Here is a 528-nt window from a genome sequence, read left to right as displayed (position 1 = left end):
GGGCTGGCAGGAGGGCAAAGACGAGGACGTTAAGGGCAAACCGCTCGACCGGGCACTGGTCACCAATATTTCCTCCATGTGTCATGGCAAAGGCTTACCGAAAGATCAGAACGTGAAGGCCTTCCTGACCCTGCCCTGCTTGAAAGAGGGCTGGCAGGAGGGCAAAGACGAGGACGTTAAGGGCAAACCGCTCGACCGGGCACTGGTCACCAATATCTCCTCCATGTGTCATCGCAAAGGCTTACCGCAAGATAAGGACGTGAAGGCCTTCCTGACCCTGCCCTGCTTGAAAGCGGGCTGGCAGGAGGGCAAAGACGAGGACGTTAAGGGCAAACCACTCGACCGGGCACTGGTTACCAATATTTCCTCCATGTGTCATGGCAAAGGCTTACCGAAAGATAAGGACGTGAAGGCCTTCCTGACCCTGCCCTGCTTGAAAGAGGGCTGGCAGGAGGGCAAAGACGAGGTCGTTAAGGGCAAACCGCTCGACCGGGCACTGGTCACCAATATTTCCTCCATGTGTAATGG

At 56.2% G+C, this 528-nt stretch carries 1 protein-coding gene; it reads left to right on the top strand.

The genetic code is table 11. From position 1 onward, the window contains the following. On the top strand, positions 1-528 hold a 528-nt coding region (locus J7439_RS26115; RefSeq protein WP_209204976.1), incomplete at both ends, for a hypothetical protein.

It is taken from the genome of Salinisphaera sp. G21_0, assembly GCF_017744115.1.
Taxonomy (GTDB): Bacteria; Pseudomonadota; Gammaproteobacteria; order Pseudomonadales; family Endozoicomonadaceae; genus Endozoicomonas.
Note: the sequence above shows the minus strand (reverse complement) of the source record. Positions and strands in the feature narration are given on the sequence as shown.